The sequence below is a fragment of the Phyllobacterium sp. CL33Tsu genome (assembly GCF_900113985.1).
In the GTDB taxonomy this organism is placed as follows: domain Bacteria; phylum Pseudomonadota; class Alphaproteobacteria; order Rhizobiales; family Rhizobiaceae; genus Phyllobacterium; species Phyllobacterium pellucidum.
This window is the reverse complement of the sequence record NZ_FORJ01000001.1, coordinates 644,071-667,913: the sequence shown is the minus strand read 5'-3', so window position 1 is coordinate 667,913 and position 23,843 is coordinate 644,071. Positions and strand designations below refer to the sequence as shown.

The following is a 23,843-nucleotide window of genomic DNA, read 5'->3' as shown; positions in this document are numbered from 1 at the left end:
GAAGACGTGCGCCAGGGGGGCGCGAAATAGATGAAACATGAAGAGCAGGCAAATTTGCGGGTCGCCATGGAAAATGGGCGGCAGGCAGCGCGCGGAAATGAGCAAAACCGCTTCGACAATCTTCTCGCCGAGATGGAGGAAACGATTCTCAAGCTCTACCGCCGTGAGCCGGAAGAAGCCACAACCGCTACGCCCGCTGCCGAAAAAACGTCGGTCGAGGAAATGCCGATCGCGGCACCGGTTAATCCTGAACCGCTCGACAACGCTACCGCGATCCCCTTGAGCGAAACGCCCGATATGAAAACGGAGACCTCCGCCGCCGGCAATCCCCTGGCACGCGAAGTCGGGAAAGTTATCGAAGGCGATCGTGGGCCAGTTATGAAGCGCGAGGCCGATCGCGGCGCGGCCGGCAGCTTTCACAAGCGCGTTGCCACCGCCAGCTTCAGCGACAGTTTCAACAACGGTGTCACGGCGGTTCGCAAGAATCTCATAATTGTCATGGGCTTCACTCTGTTCTTGAACATCCTCGTTCTCGCCATACCGATCTATCTCTTTCAGATCTCCGACCGCGTCCTGACGAGCCGCTCGACCGATACGCTGATAATGCTGACGCTGGTGATTGTCGGTGCCGTCGTTATCCAGGTGGTGCTTGATGCGATACGCCGCTTTATCCTAATGCGCACCGCGGTCGAGGTCGCAGTCCAACTCGGTGCCCCAATCCTCAGCGCAGCCGCGCGCGCCTCGCTGAACGGCAATGGCAAGGACTATCAGGTGCTTGGCGACCTGCAGCAGCTGCGCTCCTTCTTGACGTCGGGGACCCTCCTCTCATTCTTCGATGCGCCGATTGCACCGATTTTTCTCGTTGCGGTATTCTTCGTCCACCCGCACCTCGGTTACATCGTTGTCGTATCGTCGCTGATCCTGATCTGCATCGCCTTCATCAACCAGCGCGCAACCGCCGCCTCGTTCGCCGAGGCAACAAACTTCCAAAGCCGCGCCATGCTGCATCTCGATTCCATGTCGCGCAATTCGCAGATCATCAATGCCCTTGCCATGATCCCCGAAGCTGTTCGCATCTGGGGCCGCGATATGGCCGGTTCGCTGCGTGCGCAGGTCAAGGCGCAGGATCGTAACATCGTTTTCGCGACCATCTCCAAATGCTCGCGCCTGTTGACGCAAGTGACCATGCTCGGCTGGGGTGCCCACCTTGCCATCGACGGTCAGATGACCGGCGGCATGGTGATCGCGGCTTCGATCATCGCCGGCCGTGCGCTCGCGCCGATCGAGGGCGCCATTGAAGGCTGGAACAGCTTCATCCAGTTCCGCTCCGCCTTTGGCCGCATCAAGAACCTCCTGCAGACCTCGCCGCTGAATTTCGAGCGGCTTCGCCTGCCGACCCCGGAGGGCAGGCTGGACGTCGATCGTATTCTCTACGTGCCGCCACCGAACAAGAAGGTCATTCTCAACGGCATTTCCTTTACGCTGATGCCGGGCGAATCCCTTGCGATTATCGGCAATTCCGGCGCGGGCAAGACGACACTCGGCAAGATGCTGGTCGGCTCGATCCTGCCAACTTCGGGCAGCGTCCGTCTCGATCTCATGGATCTACGCAATTGGGACCAACGGCAGTTCGGCGAAAACATCGGCTACCTGCCGCAGGATGTGCAGCTCTTCCCGGGGACGATCAAGGCCAACATCGCCCGCATGCGCGAGGACGTGACCGACGAGGCGATTTACGACGCGGCTATCCTTGCCGATGTGCACGAATTGATCGCGAGCTTCCCGCAAGGCTACGAAACCGTTGTGGCAGGTGACGGTGCGCCGCTCTCGGGCGGGCAGAAACAGCGCATCGCGCTTGCGCGTGCCTTCTTCGGCAGCCCGACATTGGTCGTCCTCGACGAGCCCAATTCCAACCTCGACTCGCAGGGCGATGCGGCACTGACCAAGGCGCTGTCGCATGCCAAGAAGCACAAGATCACGGTTGTCACGATCACGCAGCGCCCGGCGCTGCTCAGCTGCGTCGACAAGATCATGGTGCTCAGCAACGGTACGGTGACGATGTTTGGCTCGCGCGCGACCGTGCTTGAAGCGATAGCGCGCAAGAATAAGGAAGCCGGGATCATGCCGAGCATCGAAGCGGCGGAATAGGTGGGATAAAAGATGGCCACGCACGTCGTTAACGATCTTCAATGGTACGATGGGGTTCCGCGCTCCATCAAGCCCTACACCAGGTTCGGCATCATGCTGATCATCGTCTGTTTCGGTGGTTTCGGCACCTGGGCGGCTACGGCGCCGCTTGCCGCAGCGGTGATTGCACCAGGCACATTCGTCGCCACCGGCAAGAACAAGATCGTGCAGCATCTCGAAGGCGGCATTATCAAGGACCTGCTGGTCCGCGAAGGCGACCGCGTCAAGGAGGGCGACGACCTGCTGACGCTCGATGAAACCGCACCGCGCGCCAATGCGCAGCAACTTTACTTGCGTCAGGCCCGCCTTGAGGCAATTCTTGCCCGGCTGCACGCGATCGTACGCGGGGAAGACCGGTATCAGCCGCCGGCAATCATCCTCGATAATATCGCCAATCCCGAAATAAAGGCGGTCAATGACAGCCAGAGCGACAACTTCAATGCCGCTCACTCCAAATATGCCAATGAATACCAGATGATGCAGCGTAATATCTCAGCGCTCGAATTTCGCCGCATTGGCCGTAACGCGCAGATTATCTCCACCAAAAAACAGCTGGCCCTGTTGAAGGACGAGTACGTAGCAAAGGATTCTCTCTTCCGTCAGGGGCTTATGGCTCGCTCTGAGGTCAATGTGCTGGAGCGCGCCATTGCCGATGGCGAGGGCACCATCGCCCGGCTCGATGCCGAGATCGAGGAAGTCAACGCGCAGATCGAGAAGCTGCAGAAGGAAATGATTCAGACAAAGGATACTGAAAAGCAGGCAGCCCTTGACGAGATACAAAGCGCCGAAGCCGAACTCGACACTGTACGCGAGCAATCGCGCCAGGCAGAAAACATCCTCGAGCGCACCGTTGTAAAGGCGCCGGTCGCCGGCACGATCATACGGCTTTACTATCACACGCCGGGCGGCGTTATCGAGACCGGCAAGCCGATCATCGAGATCCTGCCAGCCGGCGTGCCGCTCATCATCGAGGCGCAAATTCCGCGCATGCAGATCGATGAGGTCAAGGAAGGGCAGGTTGCCCATGTACGCCTCAGCGCGCTCAATCAGCGTACCACGCCGATCATCAACGGGCGGGTCGACTATGTATCGGCCGACTCGATGACCGACACCAACCAGCACCAGGAAGTCTATCTCGCCCGTGTCAGCATTCCGGCGGACGAACTTGCGCGGGTACACGGTTTCACGCCAACGCCCGGCATGCCGGCGGATATCCTGATCCAGACGCATGAGCGCACATTCTTTGAATATCTGGCCAAGCCCGTGATCGACAGCATGTCCCGCGCCTTCAGGGAGTATTGAGAAGCGGCCGCCAACAGATTGCCTCCGCGCAGGATTTGGCCCAAATATCAAGCGTGCTGACGTTTGAGTCCATTGCAACGCGGGGAGAGGCAAAATGAACTGGCGCAGGCTTCACAAAGCGCTCGCTGGTATCCCCGCGCGCTATCACCTGTTTGCCTGGATTGTGCTGGCGTTGGTGGTCATCGTAACAGTTGGCCCCATCGGCCTGCGCCCGATCACGCCGTTCGGGCCGGATGTTGAGCGGTTCACCGCCTTTGTGGTGGTCGGAGGGCTGTTCAGTCTGACCTATCCCCAGCGACGCATTGCAAACACAGTCTTAATCGTACTCGCATGCGGATTGCTCGAATACGCACAGGACTTCATCCCGGGTCGGCATCCGGACTTTGGGAATTTCCTGGTCAAGAGCGCCGGGGCGGTGGCAGGCATGCTGGCCGGAACGCTCATTCGCTAGCCAAAAATGCACATGGCGCTCGCGACTACACGGTCACGAACGCCATAAATCAATTGTGCGGCAATTAAAGTGCGGCCTGCCAGGCAACGCGGCGGATGTCAGCGCGGGCAATACCAAGATCGGCAAGATTGCGATCGGTGCAGCGGCTGAGTTCATGAAGATTCTGGCGGTACTGGCGATACTGAAGAATACGGTTGCGAAGGCTCATTTTTTATACCCCTTTTTAATTTCGTTGGCCTCCCTGAAACGAAATATGCGTTGCTTCGGCAGGCAAGAAAATTGCCAATGTTGCAGGGCAGCATTGATGATGCTGCATAGCAGCAACCGAATGTTGGCGAGGTCCTCTTCCAAAGTTGGATCGCCAGCCGCTATATCTCGGTGCAAACAACTGCAGCGGGTAGAGATGCAAACCGTACCATCAGCACGCGAACGGCTCGAACTGGCGCTCGCCAAACTCAATGCCCGCCGGGACGACGAGCGTGTCTTCGTCAAGGTCTATGCTGACGCGGCGCGCAACGCCGCCGAGGCTGCGGACAGACGTGCCGCAGAAGGCGGCTCCCTCGGTCCGCTTGACGGGCGCATCGTCTCGATCAAGGACCTTCTCGATGTCGCCGGCGAACCGACACTGTCGGGATCCGTCATCCGACGAACCGCTGCAGCCGCCGTAGCCGACGCCGTGGTGGTGGAAAGATTACGCAAAGCCGGCGCCGTGATCATCGGCAAGACGCTCATGACCGAGTTTGCCTTTACAGCGGTCGGTCTTAATCCGCACTATCCTGTCGCAGGAAATGCAGGTGATCCTGACCGGGTCGCGGGCGGTTCTTCGATCGGCGCTGGCATTTCAGTTGCCGAAGGCACGAGCGAAATAGCCATCGGTTCCGACACTGGCGGTTCTATCCGCATTCCCGCGGCGTTGAACGGCGTCGTCGGCTTCAAGCCTACGGCAAGGCGCATCCCGCTTCAGGGCGCCTTTCCGCTCTCTCCCAGCCTTGATTCTCTCGGGCCACTGGCGCGCTCCGTCGCGGACTGCGCGCTGGCGGATGCCATCATGGCCGAGGAATTGCCGGCTGTGCCCATGCCCATCGCGCTGAAGGGCCTGCGAATCGGTGTGCCGCGCAGCCAACTCTTCGACCTGACCGAACCATCGATCGCTACGGCATTCGAGACTAGCCTAAGCACCTTCGAGGCCGCCGGTGCCATCCTTGCAGATTGCTCGATTGACGATCTTATCGATGCAATGGCTGTCGCAACCTCCGTCGGCTCGATCGCCGGCATTGAGGGAAGCAGGGTCCATGCCGACTGGCTGCATGATGAGGGCCTGGATGTCGATCAACGCGTTCGTCGTCCTCTGCTTCGCCGCCTTGCTGTCCCCGAGAGCGAATACATCGGGTTGATGCAGCGCCGGCGTGCGCTTGTAGAGGCCATGGATCGGCGGATCAGCGCCTTCGATCTTATTGCTGTGCCGACCTGTCCAATCGTTGCACCACTGATCGAGGAAGTCGCCGCCAACGAGCAGCGATACCGGGAGATCGAAGGATTGCTTCTGCGCAATACGCAGGTAGCCAACCAGTTCGATCTGACGGCGATCAGCCTGCCGATGCCCGGCATGGCCTTGCCGGGCGGCTTGATGCTGATTGGGCGTCACGGCGCGGACCGTCGACTGCTTGCTATGGCTCTCTCCGTTGAACAGCTTCTTGCGAAAGCGATGTAGTCCTCGCTTCGCCTGATGTTATTTTGGCTCAAGGCGGAAATAGCGCTCGCAATTTCCGGCAATCTGTTCAGGATGCGCAGCCGGACATTACGACGTCCAGCCCGTGCATTATTCTAGAGGGGTTCCGGTCTTGATCCGCCATTGTGTATTTCTCCGCTTTCGCGACGAAGTCACCGCGCAGGAGCGCCAATCGATCTATCGCGATCTGCAAAAACTTTGCGACAATCTTCCCGGTGCGCTGGCAATCGCGTATGGCGGCAATGTCAGCCCGGAGGCAGGCATGGACAAGGGCTATTCCGAGGGGTTTATTCTCGATTTTGCCGATGCTCCTGCGCGTAACGCCTATCTCGTCCATCCCGAACACCAGGCCATAGCAGGGCGCATCGTTGCCGCCACGGCAGACGGTGTTGCGGGCGTTTTGGTTTTTGATCTGGAAGTGTGAAAATGGGTGAGGACAAGGAATTCTTCGTAAAGCTGTTTCAGGCCGCAGTTGATGCCGCTGATCCTGAGCGGACGATTGCTGCACACTTGCCGCCGAAGCCGAAGGGCAGGACCATTGTCATCGGCGCTGGCAAGGGCTCGGCGCAAATGGCCAGTGCCTTCGAGAAGGTCTGGGACGGTCCGCTCGAAGGTGTCGTGGTCACCCGCTACGGCTTTGGCGCGCCCTGCAAACAAATCGAAATCATTGAAGCATCGCATCCGGTTCCCGATGCTGCCGGGCTGATCGCGTCCAAGCGCCTGCTCGAAACGGTGTCTGGCCTGTCGGCCGACGATCTGGTGGTGGCCCTTATTTCAGGCGGCGGGTCGGCACTTCTCCCTTCGCCTCCGGAAGGCATGACGCTTGACGACGAGATTGCCGTCAACAAGATGCTGCTTGCCTCGGGCGCGCCCATTTCGGCGATGAATGCGGTGCGCAAGCATCTTTCGACGATCAAGGGCGGGCGGCTCGCGGCAGCGGCACATCCGGCCCGCGTCTACTCACTGATCGTGTCGGACATTCCCGGCGACAACCCGGCATTTGTTGCCTCCGGCCCGACCGTTACCGACGAGACCACGCGCGAAGACGCGCTGCGCATTGTCGAACGCTACAATCTCGATTTGCCCAAGGCCGCGCTCGCTCATCTCAACTCGGCCAAAGCCGATGCGCCCAAGCCCTCGGACAGCGTCTTTACGGGGCATGAACACCATGTGATTGCATCTGCTGCGGTCTCGCTCGAAGCGGCTGCCAGGGTGGCGCGCGCCATGGATATACAGGCTGTAATCCTTTCGGATGCGATCGAAGGCGAAGCGCGTGAGGTTGCCCACGTCCACGCAGCGATGGCCAAGCAGGTTCTTATGAAGGACCAGCCGTTCAAGAAGCCGGTCGTCATTCTTTCCGGCGGCGAGACGACCGTGACCGTTCGCGGCAAAGGCAAGGGCGGGCGCAACAGCGAATTCCTGCTGTCGCTCGCCATTGATATCGACGGTGTGGACGGTATCAGCGCCTTTGCGGCCGATACGGACGGTATCGACGGTTCCGAGGACAATGCCGGAGCCTTTGCCGACAGCACGACAGTGGCGCGGCTCCTTGCCAAGGGGAATGACGCGTCGGCACACCTCAACAGCAATGATGCCTGGACTGCATTCGCAGCGATCGACGATCTTTTTGTGCCGGGCCCGACCGGGACGAATGTCAACGACTTGCGCGCCATTCTCATTCGCTGATGCCTTGACGCGGTATCGCCACGATTGAATGGTCAACGGGGTAGCGATTCTCAAGCGCCCCTTTGGCGCCATCACGCAAAGGAATATCGAATGCGAGCAGCACTGTCCGTCATCGCCCTTGGCCTCCTCGTCGTTGCGGGCTGCACCACTGGAATGAAGGGCGGCAGCACGGCCGCATCAGGGCCGTCGCCGGCCAAGGATACCTACTACGTGCCGCCGCCGAAATCATTGACCACACGCGCATCGCCGTCGAAGGAACCGAGCGTCGCCGATGCGGCAAAGCCGGCGAAGCCCGCCGCGCCTCAATAGTTTTATCGAATTCGACCGTGCTTAGTGCAGCCGCCTGGCGATTTCGCGAGGCGGCTTTCTTCATGCCGGATACTGGACGATTAGAGCCCTGAAACGACAAAACCCACCGCGGGAGGAGGTGCGGTGGGTTTCGTTGGGTATGGAAAGCCTTCTGGGAGGAGAGAGGCCATCCGTTTCGACAGAGCCGGGAGGAGGTGACGCTGCCGAAAATTCCTGATTTGAGAATAACTCAACTGATCTGATTTAATATGCACAATATTGCATAGCAGCATTGCATTTGGTGCATTGCAGCAATTTGCGTCGCCAGTCCGTCACGCCTCTATCACGGAGCGTTGACTATACAATTGGAACGGAACCAGTCCCCAATCCGTTAACAACCTATGAATGAGGCGAGTAGCAATTCTGCGAGCGCCGGTTGAACTTGGTTGGAAGGGGCAGGGCAATGCAATTCTCTAAATCATGTATCCCCGTACTCGCAGCAGGGCTGATGATATCAGTTGCCGCGGGCTATGCACCTGTCCAGGCTTTCAGCATCAAGAGCGAAGTGCAGTCTTCAGTACCAAAAGGCGGCGAGGGCGACGAAGTCAACAACCCGCAGCTTGAACGTGCAGCCTATCTTGAGGCGCGCGCCTATATTTGCGGCACCAGCGAGGCCAGCGAAACTGCGATGCGCAAGGGCATGAAAGAGACCGGACTTCCGGAGGATATCGCGGTCGAGATCGTCTCGGACTTGGCATCGGGAATTATCGATCAGGCCGTAAAGACGAAATCACAGAAAATCTGCGGCAAGGCCGAAGTTCAACTCTCACATTTTTGATAAGTCTTTAATTGCGGCTTGACGCAATAGGACAGGCTTTTCAGTGGCTTGTGCAACGGCATGTAAAAATTTAATGAAAGTTTATATTACTATTACAAGTTGTCACAATGATTTGAGGATATATGAGGTCTTTTCAATACGAGCAAGTTTCGATTATTGTTTGTGCGAAGTCTTGTCGGAATCAACAAGCACATTAACTATGACGGGGAAATTCCGCGGAAGTATCGTGGAACGTCTTGCACCCCGCGTTGTTCGCATGGCTAGTGCCGGCGGACCGATGTGAAGGGGCGAGCTGAGATTCATTGGATGGATGGAACGGAATGACGAAGAGAGCCAATAAACTTGAAGAATTAAAAGACGAACTCTCGAGACTCTGCGCCATGGCAGATGATGAAGGTTTTGAGATGATCGCTTATTTCATCGAGACCGCTATTCGTGAGGCCGATGAGCAGTTGTCACAGGAGACGCGTGCCCTTAAGGGGCCGGAGCTGCGTCTTCACTCCCGTTCGCTTTAGACCGTCCGTTGGGCGGCCGCGTTAGCCTCGCGGCAGGCTCGTCGATTGTTTTAACAACAATGCCGTGGATTTAGCGACTACAACCACGAAATAGTTTCATCGCATCCATGAACCTCCCTATGCGTTAAGCTTGAAGGGCTTGATCGCAGCTTGGACGGCAAGCAGCCTCGGACCAAAGGTGCCTATAAGGACGGCCGAGAGAAATAGTGAAACAAGCGCAAGCCGCAGGCCGATATGATCAGACGCGAAGCCTATCAGCGGAGGGCCGATCAGAAACCCGGCGTAGCCGATCGAAGCCGTCATCGCAATGGCTGTTGCTGGAGGTAGGCTCACAGTTCGAGAAGCGGCGCTAAAGAGCAGAGGCACAAGATTTGATGCCCCCAGTCCTACCAATGCGAAGCCGAACACAGAAAGTTCAAATGTAGGGCTGCCCAGTGAGATGGCAAACCCGCTAGCGGCTGAGGTTGCACCCACTAGCAATGAGGCCCGTTCGCCGAAGACGCCGACAAACCAATCACCGAGGACGCGGCCCGCAACCATCATCAGAGAAAAGGCAGCGTATCCCATAGCGGCTTGTGCAGTGGACACTTTGACAACGGTCGTCATGTAGACGCCGGACCAATCGGCCATGCCGCCTTCCATCAGAAGGCCAAGAAAACAAAGCAATCCAATTCCAAACAACGCAGGGGAAGGGATAGCGAACGCACGCGTGTATCTCTCACGTCCCTCTTCAATCTTAAGTTGCAGTCCAAGTGCTATGCAGGCTCCTATCGCTACCACGGAAAAAATGGCCAGGAGCGCAAGCCCCATCAAGACGCTCAATCCATTCACGAACATCAGGCCGATCGAAATCGAACCGACTAGACCGCCGACGCTAAAGGCCGCATGAAAAGACGACATTATCGATGATCCCCAGGCTGTCTGTAGCGCAGCGGCAAACGTGTTCATTGCCACATCGAGAAAGCCCTTTCCCATGCCAAAGATCAGTGCAGCGAAAATCAAAACAGAAAGTGTGGGTGCAAACCCCGGAAGGGCCATTGTGATCGGAAAAATCAAGCCTAGGAGCATCGTTGCGTATTGACTGCCCAAACGCGAGACCAACCAAGCCGCCGCAGGCATGCCAACGAGCCCACCGCCCGAGAACGCAAGGAGGCAAAGAGACAGGGCAGAATCCGTTAGGGAAAGCGAGTGGCGCAAAGCTGGCACGCACGCGGCCCACGCGCCGATGCCAATGCCGTTTACCAGAAAAACAATAGTTGTGGAAATCCTTGCGGCAATCAGTCGGTGTTTCGCCCCGCTTTCACTCATCTTTCAGTCCATCCACTACCTGAATTGCCAATCCAATCTTCGCATATGCAGTGAGAGTGTCTTCCTCGACACCGGCCTCGACCACCAGATCTGTAATCTTGTCGGCGGCTGAGACAACATATGGAGCGCACGTGGCGATCTTTTCCCTTGTCGCTACAGCTACGACGCGAGCACTCGACGCTATAATGTTAGCCTTCATAAACGCGTCCTCAGGATCAAACGCCGTTAGTCCCAGTTCAGAATCCAGCGCACAAATGCCCGGGAAGCAGATGCTCGGCCTTATCGATCGAACTTCGCTAACAGCACGTGCTCCCAGCGAGCCACCTGTGGTGCGATCGAGGTGTCCGCCGATAATATCGACTTCAATACCGGACCTGCCCAAGATGGCGTTGGCCACGGCCGGCGCGTTTGTGATCACGCGCAAATTCAAGTTGTCAGGCAGCAGCCTTGCGATTTCAGTGTTCGTTGAACCTGCGTCAATGAACACGACATCTCCTGTCCTCAACAGTTGTACCGCTCGTAGCGCAAGCCGCCTTTTTCGATCCCTATTCTCGTCCTCTCGCACGTGCAAAGGGGTGGAGATCTTATGGATCGTCAACGCGCCCCCATAGACCCTTTGACAAAGCCCCTCCTTGGCCAAATGCCGCAAATCTCGTCTAACCGTGTCCTCTGTCGCACCGACTTCCGCCGCAATCTCTGCCGCTATGACTCTTCCCGTATTTTGCAAGCGATTGAGGATGAATTTCTGCCGTTCTTTTGGTAGTGCCGCGACGTCCATTAGAAAGCTCTCCATTAAACGTATATAAACATATATAATCACGTTAAAATACGCAACACAGATCAATGGATACTGCGCAGAACAACGGCGGCAATTTGATGTGATAAGTCAGACGTTTAGAGGTAAACTCATGTGCGTGCGCATGCACGCCAATTGGAAAAGATTGGACGCCAGTATGCGCGTTCTTCCACAATTTATCGAAAACATCAACGGCCAGGCTCGAAATGGCTTTCGAGCCAGATTGCCCCCCGCTCGCGTTAGCGGCACCGAAGGGCAATTTTTTTGGAGTCCTGAGATGCGGGAGCCGACGATCTACAGATAAATGAAACCGTCCGATCCTTTCGGGGAAGATGCTTCAATATTTGTGAATCATGAAACGGCGGGGGCGCATTGCGCCGCGTAGGGGCGCGCCTATATGAAGCCGATGACCCCAATATCCGTCCTCGACCTCTCACCGATCGCCGAAGGCAGCAATGCCGGGCAATCGCTTCGCAATTCACTCGATCTCGCCCAGAATGCCGAACGGCTCGGCTATAACCGCTTGTGGCTTGCCGAGCATCACAGCATGCGCGGCATTGCCAGCGCGGCGACTGCCGTCGTCATTGCTCATATTGCCGCTGGAACTTCGACCATCCGCGTGGGCGCTGGCGGTATCATGTTGCCCAATCATGCGCCGCTGATGGTGGCAGAGGCCTTCGGCACGCTCGCTTCGCTGCATCCGGGTCGCATTGATCTCGGCGTCGGGCGCGCGCCCGGAACAGATCAGATCACCGCCCAGGCGCTGCGCCGCAATCTCAATCAGGACGTCAACGGTTTTCCGCAGGACGTGGTCGAGTTGATGGGCTATCTGCGCGACCCGGAACCCGGCCAGCGGGTCATCGCAGTGCCGGGTGCGGGCACGAACGTGCCGGTCTGGATATTGGGCTCCAGCCTATTTGGCGCGCAGCTTGCTGCGGCGCTCGGACTTCCATACGCCTTCGCGTCGCATTTTGCGCCAGCGGAAATGGAGCGGGCCATCGAAATCTACCGTGCCCGCTTCGAACCTTCAGGACATATCGATCAGCCCTACGTGATGCTCGGCCTCAATGTCTTTGCGGCCGAAACAGATGCGGAGGCAAAACTCCTGCAGAGTTCGCAGCAACAGGCCTTCGTAAACTTGCGCACCGGCAGGCCCGGCCCGCTGCCGCCGCCGGTCGAAAACTACGAGGAAACACTCGACCTGCACTCCAAGGCAATTCTTCGGCAGGCATTGTCATGCAGCGTCGTTGGCTCGCGCGCGACGGTCAAGGCCGGTGTAGAGGAGTTCATTCAACGCACCGGCGCCGATGAAGTCATGGTCACAGGACAGATTTTCGATCACAAGGCGCGGATCAGGTCCTATGAGATCCTAGCCGAAGCGATAATCAAACCCAGCGATGTGCTAAGCCGCCTGGCGTAGGCCGCCGGCTGCCTCGATGAAGGCAATGACGGCATCGAGCCCGTCGCGGCGCAGCATATCCGTAAAGACATAGGGCTTGCCGCCGCGCTGTCTCTTCGTGTCTGCATCCATCACCTCGAGATCAGCGCCGACATAGGGCGCAAGGTCCTTCTTGTTAATGATCAGGAGATCGGATCGGGTGATGCCCGGACCGCCCTTGCGCGGGATCTTCTCGCCCTGGCACACCGAGATCACGTAGAGGGTGAGGTCAGCAAGATCGGGCGAGAACGTCGCCGCCAGATTGTCGCCGCCCGATTCGATGAAGATGATGTCGAGATCGGGATGCCGCTTGTTCATCTCGGCAATGGCCTGCAGATTGATTGTCGCATCCTCGCGGATAGCCGTATGGGGACAACCCCCGGTCTCCACACCCATGATCCGGTCCTCCGGCAGCGCCTGCAAGCGGTTGAGAATGAGTGCATCTTCCTTCGTATAGATATCGTTGGTGACGACCGCGACGGAATATCTGCCGCGCATCGCCTTGCACAGCATTTCCGTGACGGTGGTTTTGCCCGAGCCGACGGGGCCGCCAATGCCGACCCGCAATGGTCCATTCTGGGAAATCATGAGCGAAAGACCCTCGAATATTGTGTTTCATGTTGCATGGCGGCGATTTCCGACATGATCGCGGCCGAGCCGAGATCATCGAGGCTGGACCGTGCTGCGGCACTTGCCACGCCAAGGATCGCCGGCTCAAGCGAAGCCATAAGGGCAACGCCCTGGCTTTGCCCGAGCGGCACCAGCCTGACCGCGCCCTGGATGAGGTTGGACAGGACAGCATGGAGATAGGCCGCAAGCGCCGGTTCGAGTTCTACACCGTTTGAGGCTGCGACTTGCGCGACAGCTACAGGATAGGGTAGATCGTCTGCGGATCGCACGTCCATCCAATGGCTTGCCGCCTGGATGAAAGCGCTGCCTTGCAACATCGTTTCCATATATCGCTCGGCGGAGCCTGCCATCGCCGCGCCAAGCGCGGCGATATCCTCACCGGCATCAGGCTCGCTCCAAGCCGCAGCAAAAAGGACGGCATCGTTCCATACAGAGCCATGGTGGAGGAGGTCGCGCAGCCAGTCTTCAAGCGTCGCCCTGTCGCGAATAATGCCGTCGTGGATCACCCGCTCGATGCCATGGCTGTACGAAAACGCCCCGACGGGGAACGCCGGCGACAGCCAGGTCATGAGGCGGATGAGGTGAGGGGTGTTCACGACATAGGCCTCACGTAAGCGACGGCCTCAATCATGCTCATGCTCATGCTCATGCTCATGCTCGTGTCCGTGCCCGTGATGATGGTGCCCGTGCCCGCCATGGTACGCCCCGCGCAGCGGTTGAAAGGGGGCGACAATCTCATTGACCCTTGCCCCCAGCCCCTCGAGCATGGCCTTGATGACATGGTCGCGCAGGATCACGATCCGCCGTTCTTCCAGCTGCGCCGGCAGGTGACGGTTGCCAAGGTGCCAGGCAAGCTCCGAAAGATGTTGGCGATCGCGCGGCACGACCTCGTAAAGCTGCTCGTCGGCGGCAATGATTTCGGCCATTCGCCCGTCTTCGAGCACAAGGACGTCACCATGGGCAAAGGCGATCGCCTCGGGCAGGTCAACGAGAATTTGTTCGCCGTTGCGCAAGGTCAGAACCTTGCGCCGCAAATGCCGCTCATCATGAGCAAGGACGACGCTGTCGAACGGTGCGCCATGATAGTGCCCGGCGTGGTCGTGATCGGTCACCCGTTTCATTGCAAATGGTCTTCCTCATTAAAATCGTCGTTCATGCACAAGAAGAAGTCGAGCGGCGGCGCATTGCCGGTCAACTGGCTGAGCAGGGTGTGTACCTGCCCGCGATGGTGTGTCTGGTGATTGAAGTTCTGCGTCAGGCAGCGATCGAGCGTCGATGCATAGGGCGCGCCCTCCATCGTTGTCCAGCGGAACACGCCGGTGACGCGATCCTCGCCAAGGTCACCGATGACATCGATGATGTGATTGTCAAATGCGTCGCGGGTGGCCCGCAAATCCGCGAGGTTGTCATGAAGGATGACGTCGAGGCTCGGCGGAATGTAGGGATCGCCCGTAATCCGCCCGAACCACAATTTGTCGATGGCGAGAATATGATTCAGCGTGCCGTGCACGGACCGGAAGAACGCCCGCCGGTCGGCATAATAGTCCTCGCTGTCGAGCGCCGCGGCAGCGTCATATATGCGGGTATTGGCCCATTTATTATAGTAGGCCAGCCGCTTGAAGTGCTCTTTCATCAATTTACCATCCATCAGAACAAGAAATAGCGCTGCGCCATCGGCAGTATAGTGGCCGGCTCGCAGGTCAGCATTTCGCCGTCGGCCCGCACCTCGTAGGTCTCGGGATCCACCTCGACATGAGGCGTAGCGTCATTATGGATCATCGAAGCCTTCGAAATGCCGCCACGGGTGTTCTCGACGCCTATGAACTGCTTGTCGACGCCAAGCGACTGCCGCAGGCCGGCTTCCTCAGCCGCCTTGCTCACGAATGTCACCGACGAATCGCTGACATTGCGGCCAAAGGCGCCGAACATGTAGCGGTAGTGCACCGGCTGCGGTGTTGGTATCGAGGCGTTGGGATCGCCCATGGGCGCGGCGGCAATCGAGCCGCCAAGCAGCACAAGATCGGGTTTGATGCCGAAGAAGGCCGGGTTCCACAGCACAAGATCGGCCCGCTTGCCGGTTTCGATCGAACCGACATGCCGCGAGATGCCCTGCGCGATGGCAGGATTGATCGTGTATTTCGCTATATACCGCTTTACCCTGAAATTGTCGTTGTCGCCGGTCTCCTGCGGCAGGCTTCCGCGCTGCCGCTTCATCTTGTCGGCCGTCTGCCAGGTGCGGATCAGCACCTCGCCGACACGGCCCATCGCCTGGCTGTCGGACGAGATGATCGAGAAAGCTCCGATATCGTGGAGTATGTCTTCAGCCGCGATGGTCTCCTTGCGAATACGGCTCTCAGCAAAGGCAACGTCCTCCGGGATCGACGATGAGAGATGATGACAGACCATCAGCATGTCGAGATGCTCGGCGATCGTGTTCTTCGTATAGGGCCGGGTCGGATTGGTCGATGAAGGAATGACATTCGCCAGTCCGCAGATCTTGATGATGTCGGGCGCGTGGCCGCCGCCGGCGCCTTCCGTGTGAAATGCATGGATGGTGCGCCCCTTGAAGGCGTTGACCGTATCCTCGACGAAGCCGCTTTCATTGAGCGTATCGGTGTGGATCATCACCTGTACGTCGTAATCATCGGCAACGGTCAGGCAATTATCGATGGCCGCGGGGGTCGTTCCCCAATCCTCGTGCAGTTTCAGCGAGCAGGCCCCGCCGAGGATCATTTCCACTAGTGCCTTTGGCTGCGAGGCGTTGCCCTTGCCGGAAAGGCCGATATTCATCGGAATATTGTCGAAGGACTGGATCATTCGTGCCAAATGCCATGGCCCGGGGGTACAGGTGGTGGCCAAGGTTCCATGGGCCGGGCCGGTGCCGCCCCCGAACATCGTGGTCACGCCCGACATCAGCGCTTCCTCGATCTGCTGCGGACAGATGAAATGTATATGCGCGTCCATGCCCCCAGCGGTCAGGATCTTGCCCTCGCCGGCGATGATTTCCGTGCCGGGCCCGATGATGATGGAAACGCCGGCTTGCGTGTCAGGATTGCCGGCCTTGCCGATGGAGGCAATCAAACCGTCTTTCAGGCCGACATCGGCCTTGTAGATGCCGGTATGATCGACGATCAGGGCATTGGTAATGACGGTATCGACAGCGCCGTCCGCCCGTGCGATCTGGCTCTGTCCCATGCCGTCGCGAATGACCTTGCCGCCGCCGAATTTCACTTCTTCGCCATAAACCGTGAAGTCGTTCTCGACTTCGATGAAGAGTTCGGTATCGGCAAGGCGCACACGGTCGCCGGTCGTCGGGCCGAACATGCGGGCATAGGCGGAACGGCTGATTTTAGCGGGCATGAGCATTCCCTCTTCGATGGATAGGCTGCGGTATTGCCGGTTCAGTGCGACACATTCTCGCCGTGTTATTGCCCCGACAAGACCCGATTGCTGACCGCTTCAGATCGAATTCCGCATGTGAACTGCGCCCGTCATCAGTAGATGATCGTTCGCCAATCGCATGAAAGGAAAAACGATGCGAAAGATGATAGTCCTGACGCTGTGTGCGGCATTCCCGCTGGCGACATCCGTTGCCTACGCGCAGTCCGCCGCTCCGCAGGCCCCGTCGGCTGAACAGCCGGCCGGCAAGACCGAGGCGCCAGCAAAAGCCGGCGCGACGCCGATCACCACCATCAACATTGTCGATATCAACGAACTGCCCGAAGGGACGAAGAGCCAGGTCAACGAGGCTATCGCCAAGCGCAGCGATACGGACGTACAGAAGCTCCGGACCTCGATTGACAAGTCGCCCCAGGTTTCGGCCGCCCTCAAGGAAAAGGGCCTGACGTCCGCTGCCGTTGTCATCGCAAGTCTTGATTCCAAGGGTCTGCTGACGCTGGTCACCAAGAAGCCGAGCTGACCGCCCGCTTCTGCCCGGCAATTCGGTAAGCGCGTTGCGATCGGAGATCTTCCGGTCGCTTTTCGGCATGAAAGATTCAAGCGGTATTCTCAAAGCTTGCCCATGATCTTTTGCTGGAATCCGTAGACGGTCCGGTTCCCGCCGAGCGGCACTAGCGTGACGTCGCGCTCCTGTCCGGGCTCGAAGCGGACTGCGGTGCCGGCGGCAATATCGAGGCGCATGCCGCGGGCTTTTCCGCGCTCGAAGTCGAGGGCGGAATTGGTCTCGAAGAAATGGTAATGCGAACCGACCTGAACCGGCCGGTCTCCCCGGTTGGCGACCTTCAAGGTCACCGTGCTCGCGCCGGCGTTGAGTTCGATGTCGCCCTTGGCGGGGATGATTTCTCCTGGGATCATCGTCTGCTCCTAGCGGATCGGTTCATGTACGGTGACAAGCTTCGTACCGTCCGGGAACGTTGCCTCGACCTGGATGTCGTGGATCATCTCGGCAATGCCCTCCATGACCTGCTCGCGCGTAACGACATGGGCACCCGCTTCCATGAGATCGGCGACGGAGCGTCCGTCGCGGGCGCCCTCGACAACGAAATCACTGATCAGGGCAATGGCTTCGGGGTGATTGAGCTTGACGCCGCGCTCCAGCCGCCGGCGCGCGACCATTGCCGCCATGGAAATGAGAAGCTTGTCTTTTTCCCGTGGAGTGAGGTTCATCGTTTCCCCTAGAAATTGTACTTACATTCGCGACTAGATTGCCCAGACTTTAGGCACGCCAGCCTCTTCGTTCAGCAGTTCGATCAAAGGAACCAGCCGCTTTCGCAGGTTATAGGCATCGCCGTCGATCAGTCTCGCAAGAAGCTTGCCAGACCAGAAGGAGGCGCCGCCTTTCGCGCCAATTATTTTCCGCGCTGCATCGAGATGGCGCTCCGCATCGGCGCCGAGCAGCAATACCGTTGCCATGGCCCGCGCACCGCCGAGCAGGGCTGGTTGGCGGAGCATCGAACCGGCATCGGGACCAAGACGAAAATCCTCGGCATGGACGAGCCTGTCGTCGCGCCAGATGCGCCAGCGGTCATGGATCGTTGCAGTCTCGATGTTTTCGCCCATTGCCTTGCGCCCGAAAACGATCGGCTCGATGATCAGTGCGCGGCTTGTCGCGGCAAGACTGATATTCAGGCTGCGGCGCAAGGCCGATTTCTCGAAGACAATGGTTTCCTGTGGCAGCCACGCCAGCGAAGCCTCTTCGCCGATGTGAAGCTTCGTTTCGACTTCGGCGGTATCGGCGGACGCGCGATAAATGCGCTCGCAAGCCTGCGTCGTGATCTGCGCCCTGCAGTTCTCCCTGACATCGAACTCCCAGCGCATCCTGTCGCCGCCGGTCAGGCCGCCGGACGTGTTGATCATCACCGCCTCAAGACCGTGGTCGTCGCGCTCGGGCAGGCGAATCTTGGCGCAACCCTCCTGATAGAGCGAGGCGATGCGGGTTCGGCCGTTCACATGTTTGACGGAAAGCCGCGCGGCGCCGTAAGCGCGTTGCGCCGTCGCCGCGACAATATCAGGGGACGAATGAACGTTCATGCACGCAGGCTAGAGCAAGCCTTGCAGGGGTGAAAGCTCAAACTTTGCCAAGTTCAATGGCGCGCTGGTGCGCCGCATCGACAGCTTCGGTGACAAGCTTTTGCATTCGGTTCTCCCCCATCAACACGTTGAGCGCTGCAGCGGTTGTGCCGTTGGGGCTTGTGACCTGTTCGCGTAGCGTGGTTGGCGTGTCCTTGCTCGAAGCGGCAAGCGCACCCGCGCCATAGACGGTCTGCATCGCCAATAGTTCCGCGGTGCTACGTTCGATCCCTGCGGCGACTGCTGCCTCGGTCAGGCATTCGATGAAATGAAACACGTAAGCCGGGCCCGAGCCTGAAACCGCGGTCACCGCGTCGATCAGGCTCTCGTCGGAGACCTGAGCGACAGCGCCGCTCGTCTTGAGCAGTGTATTGACGAAACGCGCATCCTCGTCCTCCACATTGCTGTTGCGGTAGGTGACGATCATGCCTTTCCCGATCGCCGCTGGCGTGTTCGGAATCGTGCGAATAATGGCGGCGTCCTTGCCGAGGCTTTTTTCAAAGAATGCGACGGTGATGCCGGCAGCAACGCTGACGAATGTCGCCGTCCTGGCGAAACGCTCATAGGCTGGAAGCACGTCGCCCATGACCTGCGGTTTGACCGCGACGAGAATGACGCGCGGTGCAAGGTCGGCGGGCAGGCGGCTTGCATTGGCAACGGCTTCCACCCCCAATCCTGCCGCCCGTTCCCGTAACGCGTCGGTCGGTTCCACGACATGCACCTGGCCCGGCTTCAGCACGCCGGCATCAAGCCAGCCCTTGAGCATGGCAAAACCCATATTGCCGCACCCGACCAAAACCACATTCTCAGCCATTTTATTCTCCCTGATTTTTGCGCACTTTGATCCGCTCCGGTGCTTCGGGTCAACCGCCGATCTCCACCGACCTGTGCAGGTTCCGATTAACCATTTATTTTTGACGTGACTTTAGATTGAATTAACCTTCGTCTATGAACGAAAGACACAGGTTACGGCAGTGCTGGAGTTGGGTTGCAGATGAGTAATCGCGAGAACGAGACGAAGAAGCGGCCACGGTCGCTGCTCTCGTTTGCGGGCCAGCCGGAGGAGCCCGCTGGAGAGTCCGGGCGATCGTTTCGTCACGAAAGCGAACTCGAACGCTATCATCGCATGCGCGCCTTGCGTCTGGCCGCAGCGAGCGACGATCTGCAGCGATCATGGCCCGAAACGGCCCGCAGTCTCACCCCCGAGGAAGCCGAACAGGAGGCAGTTGATCGCTTGCGCGCCGAGATGGCCGCGATCAAGGCCGAGCTCAACCGGCGTGGCGACGAAGAAGCGCGCAGCGTCTTCCCAGCCGATAGCGACACACAGCCCTTGCCGGTAGAGGATCTGGCACAAGCCACTCAACCTTCGCAACCGATCGGCGGCGCAGCCGAAGATCGGTCTTTGCCGGAAGATGTCGCGCCAGTAGCGGAATTGCCTGTCGATACAGACACCGCCCCCGAAGAGAAAGCACATGGTATCCGGCCGCTGCGGTGGCTTATCGTTGCCGTGGTCATCATCGGAACGCTATTCAGTGTCGATAAGGGCATTATCTTGCCGGTAGGCGTCGCCTTGGGCATTGCCTTGATAATCGGAATGATCGAGGCATCGCAGGTCCGGCAGAGCAAGGCATCAGCATTATCAAAGAGGCCGGTGGAGCCGGCCTCGCTCGTCGCGGAAACGGACCCGGTTCAGCCCTCTGATATTGCAGCCTCGCGGCTCGATACTGCGATCAAGCAGGTGAAGGACCGGACGACGCGCTAGTGCAGTCTTGGGGTGGGGCCCTGTCCCTTGTCGTCAATGACATAGCCGCGATAGAACCGGTCGAGCGTAAACGGTGCGGAAAGCGGGTGCGGCTCGTCCTTGGCGATGGTCCAGGCGAAGCATTTTCCTGAAATCGGTGTCGCCTTGAACCCGCCATAGCACCAGCCTGTATTCAAATACATGCCGGGCAATGGCCCCGTCGTGATGATGGGGGAGCCGTCCATGGTCATGTCCATGATGCCGCCCCAGGAGCGAAGCAGCTTGACGCGTGCCAGTGCCGGGATGACGGCGACGAATTCGCTCATTACATCTTCGACGACCGGAAGGTTGCCACGCTGCGCATAGGAATTATAGCCGTCGATATCGCCGCCGAACACAAGCCCGCCCTTGTCCGACTGACTGAAATAGAGATGTCCGCCGCCGAAGGTCGCGACCGTGTCGACGACGGGCTTCAGGGCCTCGGAGACAAAGGCCTGCAGCACGTGCGATTCAAGCGGGAGGCGGTCGACACCGGCGCGGCGCATGAGTTCGCTGGTATGGCCGGCGACCGCGCACCCGACCTTCTTGGCCTTGATCGGTCCACGCGTCGTCATGACCCCGGTAATGGTATCGCCGTCCTTGAGGAAGCTTGTGACCTCGCAGTTCTCGATGATATCGACGCCAAGCTGGTCGGCGGCGCGGGCATAGCCCCAGACGACTGCGTCATGGCGCGCCGTTCCGGCACTGCGCTGCATGAGCCCGCCGAGAATCGGAAAACGCGCATTGTTGCTGATGTCGAGGCCGGGGATCAGTTTCTTGATTTGCTGCGGGTTCATCAACTCGCAATCGATGCCATTAAGACGCATCTGGTTGCCGCGGCGGGCGTAAACGTCGAGCTGCGGCAGCGTATGGGCAAGGTTGATGACGCCGCGCTGGGAAAACATCACATTGTAGTTGAGGTCCTGGGACAGCGTTTCCCAGAGCTTCATCGATGCTTCGTAGAAGTGCTGGTTTTCGGTGAGGAGATAGTTCGAGCGGATCGCGGTCGTGTTGCGGCCGATATTGCCGGAGCCGAGCCAGCCCTTTTCGACGACCGCAATATTGCGAATACCATGCTCCTTGGCGAGATAATAGGCTGTCGCAAGACCGTGGCCGCCGCCGATAATGACGACGTCGTAGGCCGGTTTCGGGTCGGGTTTGCGCCAGGCGGGCTTCCAGTCCTTATTGCCGTTGAGGGCGTTCTTGAGCAGGCTGAAAGCTGAATAGCGCATCGAAAATTCCGGATTCGGGAGAGATTCTGTGATCATGCATGGATTTGGCGTCCCCGCCAAGCAACGATTGGAAGCCTTACGCGCCTCTGGGGCACATCATCGCATTGCTGTTCCCGACCGCTTTCGCTATTGCGTCAGCGAACGCCGCTTTGACGGTATTATTCGGCCGCAAAATCAACACTATGGTGGCCGATCCACCAGTTCGACGCCCGGGAGCAGCACATGGCAGTGACGATCAATGGCAAGGAAATTGCCGAGGACGTGGTTTCGAAGGTCAAGGCGTCGGCCGCCGAACTGATAGAGTCTACCGGGATCACGCCCGGTATCGCCGTCGTTATCGTCGGTGAAGATCCCGCAAGCCAGGTCTATGTCGCCTCAAAGGGCAAGAAGGCCCGTGAATGCGGCTTCAAATCCGTGCAGCACACCCTCGCCGAGGATACCAGCGAGGAAGAGCTCGTTGCTCTTGTCGAGAGCCTCAATGCCGACCCGTCTATCCACGGCATCCTCGTGCAGCTTCCGCTGCCCAAGCACATCGATTCCGGCCGCATTATCCAGACTATTTCGCCGGACAAGGACGTCGACGGCTTCCATTTCATCAATGTCGGCAAGCTCGGCACCGGTGAGCTCGATACGGCTTTCGTTCCGTGCACCCCGGCAGGCTCCATGCTGCTGATCGAGCGCGTTCTGGGCCGGGACCTCTCCGGGCTCAACGCCGTGGTGATCGGCCGCTCGAACATTGTCGGCAAGCCGATGTTCAATCTGCTCCTTGCTCACAATGCGACAGTGACGATTGCCCATAGCAGGACCAAGGATCTGGCGGGCATCTGCCGCAACGCAGATATTCTCGTCGCCGCCGTCGGCAGGCCGCAAATGGTCAAGGCCGATTGGGTCAAGCCCGGCGCAACCGTAATCGATGTCGGCATCAATCGCATCCCGGCTCCGGAAAAGGGCGAAGGCAAGTCGCGCCTTGTCGGCGATGTCGATTTCGCCGATGCGGCGACGGTTGCAGCCGCGATCACACCGGTCCCCGGCGGCGTCGGTCCGATGACGATCGCCATGCTGATGGCCAATACGCTCGTCGCGGCCTACCGCTCGGTTGGGAAGGTGCCGCCGCGCTTCTGATCGATTTGCTCTAACAGGGAATCTCGCTAAAAGAGCACATGGCCCAAGCCCTCAAGGTCAGCAGAACCTTTGCCTTTCTGCTCGTCGACAAATTCCCGATGTTCAGCCTTGCCGCTGCCATCGATACGATGCGTACGGCCAACCGCATGGCCGAGCAGCCCTATTATTCGTGGATCATCGTGTCGGCCAATGGCGAGGCCGTGACCGCTTCTAACGGCCTGCAAATTAACGTGGATTATGCGCTCGCCGACCTTCCGTCGTCCGATATCTTCTTTGTCTGCGCCGGCCTTAAGACCGACTTCGACGACAAGCAGAAGGTCATTGCAGCGTTGCGCAATCTCGGACGGCGCGGCGCGGCGCTGGGCGGGCTCAATATCGGCAGCTATATCCTCGCCGAAGCCGGCCAGCTCGAAGGTCATCGCTGCACGATCCATTGGGAGAACCGCGCCGGCTTCCAGGAGAAGTTCCCGCAGATCGAATGCACGGGCAACGTTTTCGAGATCGACCGCAAGCGCTATACCTGCGCCGGCGGCACCACCTCGATCGACCTGATGCTTGAAATCATCCGGCAGGATTTCAGCCCGGCGCTCGCCAACGAGGTCGCCAACCAGTTCCACCACGAGCGCATTCGCTCGCAGACCGATCGCCAGCGCATCGGGCCGGAGCGGGACCTGACCGGCAAGTCGGAAAAGCTGCGCAAGATCGTGGAATTGATGGCCGACAATCTCGAACAGCCGAAATCGGCGGTCCGGCTTGCCAAGGCGGTGGGCCTGTCGGTGCGGCAGGTCGAACGGCTGTTTCTGCGTCACCTCAACATGACGCCGGGCCGTTACTATATGAGCCTGCGGCTCGAACGGGCACGCGAATTGCTGCGGCAAACCCATTCGCCGATTCTCGACGTCGCGCTCGCAACTGGATTCACGTCGCATTCCTATTTCGCACAGAGCTACCGGGCGCAATTCGGGCGCTCGCCTTCAGACGAGCGCCGCACGACGTACTAGCGCTTCCTGTT

27 protein-coding genes are annotated in these 23,843 nt (G+C 58.9%); 14 read left to right on the top strand and 13 right to left on the bottom strand.

Translation table 11 applies throughout. The features are described from left to right. The first annotated feature begins 30 nt into the window (after nt 1-30). The 3 genes from BM074_RS03345 to BM074_RS03335 all read left to right on the top strand — a co-directional run bounded on the left by BM074_RS03345 (nt 31) and on the right by BM074_RS03335 (nt 3,940). On the top strand, nt 31-2,148 hold the full coding sequence (locus BM074_RS03345; protein ID WP_091919739.1) for a type I secretion system permease/ATPase: 2,118 nt from the start codon (nt 31-33) through the stop codon (nt 2,146-2,148). A gap of 12 nt (nt 2,149-2,160) precedes the next feature. Further along, complete coding sequence (locus tag BM074_RS03340) at nt 2,161-3,489, top strand: HlyD family type I secretion periplasmic adaptor subunit (protein WP_027230295.1); 1,329 nt, start codon at nt 2,161-2,163, stop codon at nt 3,487-3,489. Nucleotides 3,490-3,583: 94 nt separating this feature from the next. Continuing rightward, the gene (locus BM074_RS03335) at nt 3,584-3,940 is read left to right on the top strand and encodes a VanZ family protein (protein ID WP_051614542.1); all 357 of its coding nucleotides are present in this window, start codon (nt 3,584-3,586) and stop codon (nt 3,938-3,940) included. A 64-nt stretch (nt 3,941-4,004) separates the two neighbouring features. Here the strand turns inward: BM074_RS03335 and BM074_RS03330 are convergent, their stop codons facing one another. Beyond that, on the bottom strand, nt 4,005-4,148 hold the full coding sequence (locus tag BM074_RS03330; RefSeq protein WP_081815759.1) for a DUF1127 domain-containing protein: 144 nt from the start codon (nt 4,146-4,148) through the stop codon (nt 4,005-4,007). A 195-nt stretch (nt 4,149-4,343) separates the two neighbouring features. Here BM074_RS03330 and BM074_RS03325 point away from each other — a divergent pair, with 195 nt between their 5' ends. From BM074_RS03325 to BM074_RS03300, 6 genes are all read left to right on the top strand, one after another. Next, a complete protein-coding gene (locus BM074_RS03325) occupies nt 4,344-5,651 on the top strand; it encodes an amidase (RefSeq protein ID WP_091919738.1) in 1,308 nt (435 codons plus the stop codon). 130 nt (nt 5,652-5,781) lie between these two features. Further along, nucleotides 5,782-6,093 (top strand): Dabb family protein, encoded by a 312-nt coding sequence (locus BM074_RS03320; RefSeq protein WP_091919734.1) that lies wholly within the window; start codon nt 5,782-5,784, stop codon nt 6,091-6,093. A 2-nt stretch (nt 6,094-6,095) separates the two neighbouring features. After that, nucleotides 6,096-7,355: a glycerate kinase type-2 family protein gene (locus BM074_RS03315; protein ID WP_091919733.1), complete on the top strand. Its 1,260-nt coding sequence runs from the start codon at nt 6,096-6,098 to the stop codon at nt 7,353-7,355. A 90-nt stretch (nt 7,356-7,445) separates the two neighbouring features. Continuing rightward, nucleotides 7,446-7,664, top strand: a complete 219-nt coding sequence (locus tag BM074_RS03310; RefSeq protein ID WP_091919731.1) for a hypothetical protein — start codon at nt 7,446-7,448, stop codon at nt 7,662-7,664. Nucleotides 7,665-8,151: 487 nt separating this feature from the next. Further along, on the top strand, nt 8,152-8,481 hold the full coding sequence (locus BM074_RS03305; protein ID WP_091919729.1) for a hypothetical protein: 330 nt from the start codon (nt 8,152-8,154) through the stop codon (nt 8,479-8,481). Between the two features lie 320 nt (nt 8,482-8,801). Continuing rightward, nucleotides 8,802-8,996, top strand: a complete 195-nt coding sequence (locus BM074_RS03300; RefSeq protein ID WP_027230288.1) for a hypothetical protein — start codon at nt 8,802-8,804, stop codon at nt 8,994-8,996. Between the two features lie 117 nt (nt 8,997-9,113). Here BM074_RS03300 and BM074_RS03295 read toward each other — a convergent pair whose 3' ends face one another. After that, nucleotides 9,114-10,304 carry an MFS transporter gene (locus BM074_RS03295; protein WP_091919727.1) on the bottom strand — a complete coding sequence of 397 codons (1,191 nt, stop codon included), beginning with the start codon at nt 10,302-10,304 and terminating at the stop codon, nt 9,114-9,116. Then, a complete protein-coding gene (locus BM074_RS03290; RefSeq protein WP_175498873.1) occupies nt 10,297-11,082 on the bottom strand; it encodes a DeoR/GlpR family DNA-binding transcription regulator in 786 nt (261 codons plus the stop codon). The genes BM074_RS03295 and BM074_RS03290 overlap by 8 nt, the downstream gene beginning before the upstream one ends. Nucleotides 11,083-11,506: 424 nt before the next feature. On the opposite strand from BM074_RS03290, the gene BM074_RS03285 reads away from it, so the two are divergent. Beyond that, the gene (locus BM074_RS03285) at nt 11,507-12,520 is read left to right on the top strand and encodes an LLM class flavin-dependent oxidoreductase (protein ID WP_091921415.1); all 1,014 of its coding nucleotides are present in this window, start codon (nt 11,507-11,509) and stop codon (nt 12,518-12,520) included. Here the strand turns inward: BM074_RS03285 and ureG are convergent. The 5 genes from ureG to ureC are packed head-to-tail and all read right to left on the bottom strand — an operon-like array spanning nt 12,503 to nt 16,528. After that, on the bottom strand, nt 12,503-13,126 hold the full coding sequence (gene ureG, locus BM074_RS03280; RefSeq protein WP_091919715.1) for an urease accessory protein UreG: 624 nt from the start codon (nt 13,124-13,126) through the stop codon (nt 12,503-12,505). The genes BM074_RS03285 and ureG overlap by 18 nt on opposite strands. Continuing rightward, a complete protein-coding gene (locus tag BM074_RS03275) occupies nt 13,123-13,737 on the bottom strand; it encodes an urease accessory protein UreF (RefSeq protein ID WP_091919713.1) in 615 nt (204 codons plus the stop codon). The genes ureG and BM074_RS03275 overlap by 4 nt, the downstream gene beginning before the upstream one ends. Before the next feature lie 54 nt (nt 13,738-13,791). Then, on the bottom strand, nt 13,792-14,289 hold the full coding sequence (ureE, locus tag BM074_RS03270; protein ID WP_091919712.1) for an urease accessory protein UreE: 498 nt from the start codon (nt 14,287-14,289) through the stop codon (nt 13,792-13,794). Then, nucleotides 14,286-14,801 carry a DinB family protein gene (locus tag BM074_RS03265; protein ID WP_244532718.1) on the bottom strand — a complete coding sequence of 172 codons (516 nt, stop codon included), beginning with the start codon at nt 14,799-14,801 and terminating at the stop codon, nt 14,286-14,288. The genes ureE and BM074_RS03265 overlap by 4 nt, the downstream gene beginning before the upstream one ends. A 14-nt stretch (nt 14,802-14,815) precedes the next feature. Continuing rightward, nucleotides 14,816-16,528 (bottom strand): urease subunit alpha, encoded by a 1,713-nt coding sequence (gene ureC, locus BM074_RS03260; RefSeq protein ID WP_091921411.1) that lies wholly within the window; start codon nt 16,526-16,528, stop codon nt 14,816-14,818. Nucleotides 16,529-16,703: 175 nt separating this feature from the next. On the opposite strand from ureC, the gene BM074_RS03255 reads away from it, so the two are divergent. Beyond that, complete coding sequence (locus BM074_RS03255; RefSeq protein ID WP_027230283.1) at nt 16,704-17,087, top strand: hypothetical protein; 384 nt, start codon at nt 16,704-16,706, stop codon at nt 17,085-17,087. An 89-nt stretch (nt 17,088-17,176) separates the two neighbouring features. Here BM074_RS03255 and BM074_RS03250 read toward each other — a convergent pair whose 3' ends face one another. From BM074_RS03250 to proC, 4 genes are read right to left on the bottom strand one after another with little or no spacing between them, the layout of a single operon-like run. After that, complete coding sequence (locus BM074_RS03250; RefSeq protein WP_091919710.1) at nt 17,177-17,482, bottom strand: urease subunit beta; 306 nt, start codon at nt 17,480-17,482, stop codon at nt 17,177-17,179. 9 nt (nt 17,483-17,491) lie between these two features. After that, nucleotides 17,492-17,794 carry an urease subunit gamma gene (locus BM074_RS03245; protein WP_027230281.1) on the bottom strand — a complete coding sequence of 101 codons (303 nt, stop codon included), beginning with the start codon at nt 17,792-17,794 and terminating at the stop codon, nt 17,492-17,494. 33 nt (nt 17,795-17,827) lie between these two features. After that, on the bottom strand, nt 17,828-18,658 hold the full coding sequence (locus BM074_RS03240; protein WP_091919708.1) for an urease accessory protein UreD: 831 nt from the start codon (nt 18,656-18,658) through the stop codon (nt 17,828-17,830). Between the two features lie 37 nt (nt 18,659-18,695). Next, nucleotides 18,696-19,511 carry a pyrroline-5-carboxylate reductase gene (proC, locus tag BM074_RS03235; protein ID WP_091919706.1) on the bottom strand — a complete coding sequence of 272 codons (816 nt, stop codon included), beginning with the start codon at nt 19,509-19,511 and terminating at the stop codon, nt 18,696-18,698. Between the two features lie 180 nt (nt 19,512-19,691). Between proC and BM074_RS03230 the strand changes: the two genes are divergently transcribed. After that, a complete protein-coding gene (locus BM074_RS03230) occupies nt 19,692-20,459 on the top strand; it encodes a hypothetical protein (protein WP_091919704.1) in 768 nt (255 codons plus the stop codon). Here the strand turns inward: BM074_RS03230 and BM074_RS03225 are convergent. Further along, entirely contained in the window at nt 20,456-21,709 is a 1,254-nt protein-coding gene (locus BM074_RS03225) for a sarcosine oxidase subunit beta family protein (protein WP_027230276.1), read from the bottom strand. The genes BM074_RS03230 and BM074_RS03225 overlap by 4 nt on opposite strands. 222 nt (nt 21,710-21,931) lie before the next feature. Between BM074_RS03225 and folD the strand changes: the two genes are divergently transcribed. Together folD and BM074_RS03215 are read left to right on the top strand one after the other, a co-directional pair. Beyond that, nucleotides 21,932-22,831 carry a bifunctional methylenetetrahydrofolate dehydrogenase/methenyltetrahydrofolate cyclohydrolase FolD gene (folD, locus tag BM074_RS03220; protein WP_027230275.1) on the top strand — a complete coding sequence of 300 codons (900 nt, stop codon included), beginning with the start codon at nt 21,932-21,934 and terminating at the stop codon, nt 22,829-22,831. A gap of 38 nt (nt 22,832-22,869) precedes the next feature. Continuing rightward, nucleotides 22,870-23,832 (top strand): GlxA family transcriptional regulator, encoded by a 963-nt coding sequence (locus BM074_RS03215; RefSeq protein WP_027230274.1) that lies wholly within the window; start codon nt 22,870-22,872, stop codon nt 23,830-23,832. The last annotated feature ends 11 nt before the right edge of the window (nt 23,833-23,843 follow it).